The 7,208-nt window shown below is 38.6% G+C and carries 8 protein-coding genes; all 8 read left to right on the plus strand.

Annotated elements, in window-relative coordinates; translation table 11 throughout:
- Positions 1 to 1,861 (plus strand): ABC-F family ATP-binding cassette domain-containing protein (locus A5875_RS03815; protein WP_088934622.1); only part of this gene is annotated, 1,861 nt, incomplete at its 5' end.
- 51 nt (positions 1,862 to 1,912) lie between these two features.
- Complete coding sequence (locus A5875_RS03820; protein ID WP_088932379.1) at positions 1,913 to 2,407, plus strand: dihydrofolate reductase; 495 nt, start codon at positions 1,913 to 1,915, stop codon at positions 2,405 to 2,407.
- 110 nt (positions 2,408 to 2,517) lie between these two features.
- Complete coding sequence (locus tag A5875_RS03825) at positions 2,518 to 3,357, plus strand: DegV family protein (RefSeq protein WP_088932380.1); 840 nt, start codon at positions 2,518 to 2,520, stop codon at positions 3,355 to 3,357.
- A gap of 51 nt (positions 3,358 to 3,408) precedes the next feature.
- Positions 3,409 to 4,260: an SGNH/GDSL hydrolase family protein gene (locus A5875_RS03830; protein WP_088932381.1), complete on the plus strand. Its 852-nt coding sequence runs from the start codon at positions 3,409 to 3,411 to the stop codon at positions 4,258 to 4,260.
- Complete coding sequence (locus tag A5875_RS03835; protein ID WP_141108268.1) at positions 4,260 to 4,874, plus strand: YpmS family protein; 615 nt, start codon at positions 4,260 to 4,262, stop codon at positions 4,872 to 4,874. The genes A5875_RS03830 and A5875_RS03835 overlap by 1 nt, the downstream gene beginning before the upstream one ends.
- A 33-nt stretch (positions 4,875 to 4,907) precedes the next feature.
- Entirely contained in the window at positions 4,908 to 5,129 is a 222-nt protein-coding gene (locus A5875_RS03840) for a YozE family protein (protein WP_088932383.1), read from the plus strand.
- 82 nt (positions 5,130 to 5,211) lie between these two features.
- Positions 5,212 to 6,633 (plus strand): S41 family peptidase, encoded by a 1,422-nt coding sequence (locus tag A5875_RS03845; protein WP_088934623.1) that lies wholly within the window; start codon positions 5,212 to 5,214, stop codon positions 6,631 to 6,633.
- 42 nt (positions 6,634 to 6,675) lie between these two features.
- Positions 6,676 to 7,208, plus strand: a 533-nt coding sequence (gene lepB / locus A5875_RS03850; protein WP_088932384.1) for a signal peptidase I, incomplete at its 3' end; no start/stop codon positions are given.

Raw genomic sequence — 7,208 nt, forward strand, 5'->3', positions numbered from 1 at the left:
AGAGTTATATAAGACCTTTGGTGATAAAACATTATTTGACCGCATCTCTTTTTTGATTCATGAAAAGGATCGAATTGGTTTGATTGGGGTCAACGGAACAGGAAAATCCAGTCTATTAACTATTTTAGCTGGTAAAGATAGCGGCGACGGCGATGTTTCGGCGATTGAAAAGGCCAGTGATTACCGAATCGGCTATTTATCACAGGAGCAAAATTTTTCTGATGAAACATTGGTTTTGGATGCTGTTTTTCAAGGAAACAATCCATTAATGCAGACAGTCCGTGAATACGAAAAAGTCTTGCTGGAATTATCGGTTGATAATAATGCAGATACCCAACGAAAATTTACGTTAGCAGAAGAAGCGATGAATAAGCAAGACGCTTGGACAGCTGATAGTGAAGCCAAGGCAATCTTGAATAAGTTAGGTATCGACACCTTAGACAAAAAAATCAGCGAACTTTCCGGTGGGCAGATAAAACGAGTGGCATTGGCGCAGGTTCTGATTGATGCACCTGATCTATTATTATTAGACGAGCCAACTAACCATTTGGATTATGATGCAATTCAGTGGTTAGAAAGCTATTTAAAAAACTATACTGGTTCACTTTTGATGGTCACTCATGACCGCTATTTTTTAGATCATGTAGCGAATCGTATTTTTGAGCTGTCTTTTGGCAAACTGTATGAGTATCAAGGGAATTACGAAGCTTATCTAATAGAAAAGGCAGAGCGTGATCGAATTTCTGTTGAACAAGAGGGCAAAAGAAAGCAACTATTCAAACAGGAATTGGCTTGGATGCGAGCGGGTGCCAAGGCACGAACAACCAAACAACAAGCAAGGATCAATCGATTTGAAGATTTAAAAGAAAATTTACATCAAGTTAAAACTGATGGTCAGCTTGAAATGAACATTGCAACTACTCGTTTAGGCAAAAAAGTTTTAGAATTAAAAGAAGCTTCTTATTCAATTGAAGGAAAAACGCTTCTGGATCATTTTGACCTTTTGATTCAAACAAATGAACGTCTAGGGATCACTGGTAAAAATGGAGCTGGAAAATCAACTTTGCTCAATATTTTAGCTGAGCGAACTCCACTAGATGATGGAGTAATTGAGGTCGGTGAGACAGTTCGTTTGGCCTATTATACCCAGCAAAATGAAACATTAGATCCCAATAAGCGGATGATTGCTTATTTACAGGAAGCAGCCGAAGAGGTAAAACAACGAGATGGTTCTCAAATCAGTGTAGCTGAAATACTAGAACGATTTCTCTTTCCTCGTTTTATGCATGGCACGTTGATTGGAAAATTATCCGGTGGTGAGAAAAGACGTCTCTATTTATTGAAGTTATTAATTCAACAGCCGAATGTCTTGTTGTTAGATGAACCGACCAATGATTTAGATATTGCAACCTTAACCGTTCTGGAAGATTACTTGCACGATTTTTCAGGAGCAGTGATTACAGTCTCTCATGATCGTTATTTCTTAGATAAAGTTGCAGAAAAACTGTTGATCTTTGAAGGCAACGGTAAAATCGTTTCTTATTTTGGTTCGATTATGAATTACTTGGAACAGCAAACAACAAATAAGGAAGAAAAAACTGTTAAAACGAAGCCACAATCGCAACCCAAAGAGCGCAAGAAAAAGCTTTCCTATAACGAACAAAAAGAATGGGAAACGATAGAAGACGATATTGCCTTGCTGGAAAATAAAATAGAGGAACTAACAGAAGCCATGAATCATCAAGGCGATGATTTCACTAAGCTGCAGGATCTTCAAAAAGAAATAGATCAAACTGAACAAGCCTTAGAAGAAAAGATGACCCGTTGGGAGTATCTAAGTGAAATAGTGGAAGAAAATTAATCTGTTTATTTAAAGAGCAATAATAAATACTATATAAATAGGAGGAATATTATGCTGATCGCGATTTGGGCGCAGGATAAAAATGGTTTGATTGGTAAGAACAATCGCTTACCATGGCATCTGCCAAATGATCTACGCTTTTTTAAAGAAACCACGATCAATCACACCTTAGTGATGGGACGTAAAACGTTTGAGGGAATGGGTGGCCGACCATTGCCGAACCGTCAAACGATCGTTTTGACTAGGGATAAGGATTATCAAGCTGAAAATGTAATGGTTATGCATTCATTAGACGAAGTTCTTGCCTATGATCAAGCGAATCAAGGAAAGGTCTTTATCGCTGGAGGTTCTGCTATCTATACAGAATTTATGACCCACTGTGAAAAAATCTATCGAACTTTTATCGAAGATTGTTTTGAAGGGGATGCCTATTTTACTGAGGTATCTTGGAATAAGTGGCAGCTGACAGAGCGAAAACAAGGACCAAAAGACGAAAAAAATCCTTATCGTTATTATTTTGAAACTTATGAAAGAGCCGAGAGCTAGTGATACGGTTTTTTCAAGATTTGTAAAGAAATAGTTTCAACAATGATTTATTTCATGAGGTTTGATATACTGAAATTAATTTGAAACTAGGTATGGAAAGAAGGATCATAATGCCAAATGTTAAGATTGTAACCGACTCTTCTTGTACGATTGAAAAATCTGTACGAGATGAATTAAATATTACTGTAATCCCATTATCAGTGATGATTGATGACGTGGTTTATCCAGATGATGATGAGTTGACTGGGGAGCGATTCATGGAGATGATGGCGCAGGCCAAAAACCTGCCTAAAACGAGTCAACCGCCGATTGGCTATTTTGCAGAACTCTATGATGAGCTAGGAAAAGATGGCAGTTCAATCGTTTCCATCCACATGTCTCATACATTAAGCGGTACCGCTGAAGCTGCGCGACAAGCTACATTTTTAAGCAGCAGCAATGTAACAGTCATTGATTGTGACTTTATCGACCAATCGCAAGCCTTTCAAGTAATCGAGGCTGCTAAATTAGCTCAGTCAGGCGCTACGTTGGATGAGGTTTTAGCAGGCGTTGAACAAGTAAAGAACCATAGCAAGTTATTCATCGGTATCTCTTCACTTGATAATCTTGTAAAGGGCGGGCGTATCAGCCGAGTAGCAGGAGTCATTTCCAGTGTACTTAATATGCGTGTTGTTATGGAACTTGAAAATGGCGAGCTGCTGCCGATAACAAAAGGCCGCGGTAAAAAAACGTTTAGTAAATGGTTTGCATCGTTTATGGATGAACTTGCAAAAGTCAATGTGAAGCAAATTGGGATATCCTATGCGGGTAAACTGGATTTTATTGATGAGGCTAAACAAGCACTGCAGGAAATGTTCCCTGATATGCACATTCCAGTTTTGCATACCAACCCAATTGTTGCTACACATACGGGACCTGGGGCCTTTGCAATCATGTATTACACAGATTAGTTGTACCTGCCTCTAGCAATAGAGGCGTTTTTTTACAAAAGGAGTAGATGAATGAAACGATTTTCAACGATATTGATTCCATTAGCAGCAGCTGTGGCTACCTTACTCATCCTTTTCTTGACAATTCCTAAAGCGGAGTCGCGAATTCACGTTGTGAAGGATGAAAGCCAGAACTATAAAAAATCGGTTCACTTTGTTGCAGTGGGAGATTCACTGACTGAAGGAGTCGGTGATGAAACTAAACGTGGAGGCTATGTGCCTTTAGTAGCGGATGCTTTACAACAAAATTTTGAGTTGTCTTCTGTTGAGAAAGATAACTATGGCGTTTCTGGCGAACGCAGTGATCAAATCTTAAAGCGCGTAAAAAAAGATTCTGATTTGCGAAACAGTTTAGCCAGTGCGGACATTATTACGATGACGGTGGGAGGAAACGATCTCTTCCAAGCATTTCAAAAGAATCTCAATGCTAAAACCGCCAAACAATTTGACCGTTCAATCAAAAAATATGGTACACAAGTCAGCGATATTTTAGCTGAAATGCGAGAATTAAATCCTAAAGCGCCAATTTACGTAGTCGGCATTTATAATCCGTATTACTTGAACTTTCCAGATATCAAGGCGATGCAGACAGTTGTAGACAATTGGAACGATGAGACTGAAAGTTTGACAAAGGAAACAGCGAATTGCTTTTTTGTTCCTGTGAACGATTTATTGTACAAAGGGATCGCAACCAAAGATACTGAGGAAACGACTGAAAGCTCAAGCTCTGAGGTTAAAAATAATGCGCTTTATGATGAGGACAATTTTCATCCGAATAACTTAGGCTACCAATTGATGGCTACGGCTATTCGAGAAAAAATAGTTGATACGAAGGATTTATGGTTAATAAAGGAGAGCAATTAATGGAAGAAACGAAGAAGAAAATCAATGGTTGGAAAATTGCTTTTCTGATTTTGATCGGCATCATTTTAGGCGGTATTATTTTCTCAACGGTTAGAATATTTACCGCACGAGAAACAAATCTGCCACCAAGCAGTGAAACAACAGTACCCAAAGGTTCACCTGTTTTATCGATGAATACAAATAAGAAAAAATTGAATACTGTAATGGAATATTTTTTGAATGATTTGCAAAAGGGATCAGACGTCAAATATGAATTCTATTTAGAAAACCAAGCTATGCTAAAAGGTGAATTTAAAATTCTAGGTGCAAAAGTCGACTTTTATCTTTACTTTGACCCATATGTTATGGATAATGGCAATGTTCAATTAAAAGCCCGTGATTTGTCGATTGGTTCTTTGAATCTACCTGTGAGCCAAGTGATGGCAACCGTTAAGCGCGGATACAAATTTCCTAAATGGGTAGCTATCGATGCAGAAGAGCAAACAATTGTTTTGAAATTAAATGAGTTCAAATTGAATAACGGCATGTTTATCAAAGCAAACCACATTGATCTTGTTGGTGATGATATTCAATTCAGTTTATATTTACCAAAAGAAAAGAAGGCGGACGATTGATCAGAATCATTAGTAGTCATCGAGGTGAAGTAAGTGAGAAGAAGCTTTTATCATTATATCTTGACACAGCGTGGGCATCGACCCAATGATCCTGTCGAAGCTTTTGCCGGAGCAGTTGCAAAAGATATCATGTTTCCAAAACAATCGGAGGATTATCATGAGATTACTGACTACTTGGAGTTAAGTGTCGATTATTTAGACTCGATGGATCTTTTTGATCAAGTTTGGGATAAATATCTAGAAAACAATAAATAATTAAGAAGGAAAAGTTGTTGAAGGCTTTTCCTTTTTTTTCTAGCGTGCTATCATGAAAAAAAGGGTGAAAGGAAAATGCGCCTTGCAGAAAAAAACGTTACCAGTATCGATTTTTTTAATATCGATTGTATGTACTATTGTTATCACTGCGGTAGTAACTCATTTTATTGAACAAAAACAAGCGATGGATAATGACTCGGTTGTTAAAATCACTAGAAATGATCTAGACGATGTCCAAGATCTGTACGATCTGATCAGCACAAATTATGTCGATAAAGTTGATAAAGAGCAGTTGATTCAAGGAGCTCTTAACGGAATGACCGAATCCTTGAAAGACCCTGAATCTGAATTTTTAACAGCAAAGGAAACAAAAGAGTTAAATGCGAAAGTAGCTGGTAGCTTTGAAGGAATCGGAGCTAACCTACAACTTGAAAATCGCCTGCCTGTGATCGATCGTGTACCTGTCAAAAATTCCCCCGCTGAAAAGGCGAAGCTGAAGGCTGAGGATATTATTCTGGAAGTAGACGGTAAGAAGACGCAGGATAAGTCATTAGATCAAGTGTCAAGCATGATTCGGGGAAAAAAAGGCACACAAGTCAAACTATTGATCCAACGGGATGATGAAAAATTTGAAGTATCAATTGAGAGAGATGTCGTACCAGAAGACACAGTCAAAGGAAATCTTGATAAAAACGATAAGTCGATTGGTTCCATTCAAATTGATAATTTTCGCGAAACCACAGCATTAGAATTTCGAACGATTATTGAGCAATTACGAAAAGAAGGCGCGAAATCTTTTGTTATTGATTTGCGACAAAATTCGGGTGGATTAATGGCAGAAGCGGAACGCGTAGCAAGCTATTTTCTCGAAAACGGGGACACCATCGCTCAATTTTCAAATAACAAAAAAGTCATTTCGATTGATAAAGCGGGAAAAAAGATTGACCAAGGTTTCAAAGTCAAAGAACCAACTGTTTTTTTGGTTGATCAAGAAAGTTCTTACGGTGCCGAGCTGCTGGCGGCTGCAGTTAAGAATAAAAATTATCCCATTATTGGAGTAAATACCTTTGGCAAAGGCAGTGTACAGAGTCTCAGCCAGATTGGAAAGGACAATTATGTTCAGTTAACGATCATGAAATGGTTTGCGCCAGATGGAAGCTCAGTAGAAGGAAAAGGTGTGGCGCCGACTATCGAAGCGGATTATCCCGAATACGCAAAGCTTCCGCCGATTTCGAAGCAGTCTAATTGGCGTATCGGCGATTCTGGCGATGCGATTGAAAATATCAATACGATGTTAAAGGCCTTGGGCTATCCCACCGATGGCGATTCCTTTAATGAAGCTACAAGAGATGCTGTAGCGGAGATTCAAACCGAAAACAACCTATCGGCAACCGGTGCGTTGGATGATAAAACGATCGATGCTTTGCAAGAAAAAGTATTCGAACTTGTCAAATCTAATGATGTCGCCTATGCTAAAGCTATTGAAACGCTCAAAAATAAGTAACAGAGTTTATTCAGGTGTTTTTTGTTACAGGGAGGGGACGAGTTGAAAGATTTATTTACGAAAAACCACTTATGGTTAGGTGTCAAATATTTTATAATCTCCCTCTTTGTAGGAGTGATTGTTCGCGGATTTCTATTGATTCCAGTTCCTGTAACTGGTAATTCAATGGACCAAACGCTAACTCAAGGAGATATGATTCTGATGGAAAAATTCAGCAAGGTGAAGCGTTTTGATGTGATCGTTTTTCAACAACCTGATGGAACAATCTATATTAAACGTGTGATTGGGCTGCCAGGCGACGAGGTTCGCTATGACAAGGATCAACTTTATATTAACGGCGAGAAAGTTTCAGAATCTTTTCTTACCAACAACCGAAATCATGATCATCAAGTTTCTCCCTATACGACGGATTTCCAACTGGAGGAGCTGCTTGGTGAACGACAGCTGCCGAAAAATGAGTATTTCGTATTAGGAGATAATCGGCGAATCTCTAAAGACAGCCGATCATTCGGCACGGTTCAGAGCAAAGATATTTTAGGTAAGGCTCAGGCTGTATATTACCCACTGACCCACAT

The sequence above is a fragment of the Enterococcus sp. 3H8_DIV0648 genome (genome assembly GCF_002140655.1).
Taxonomy (GTDB): Bacteria; Bacillota; Bacilli; order Lactobacillales; family Enterococcaceae; genus Enterococcus_A; species Enterococcus_A hulanensis.

What these genes read in the sequence shown, in the direction of transcription:
- A5875_RS03835 (WP_141108268.1), top strand. Translation starts at nt 4,260, where the DNA reads ATGGAAGAAACGAAGAAGAAAATCAATGGTTGGAAAATTGCTTTTCTG.
- A5875_RS03825 (WP_088932380.1), top strand. Translation starts at nt 2,518, where the DNA reads ATGCCAAATGTTAAGATTGTAACCGACTCTTCTTGTACGATTGAAAAA.
- A5875_RS03820 (WP_088932379.1), top strand. Translation starts at nt 1,913, where the DNA reads ATGCTGATCGCGATTTGGGCGCAGGATAAAAATGGTTTGATTGGTAAG.
- A5875_RS03830 (WP_088932381.1), top strand. Translation starts at nt 3,409, where the DNA reads ATGAAACGATTTTCAACGATATTGATTCCATTAGCAGCAGCTGTGGCT.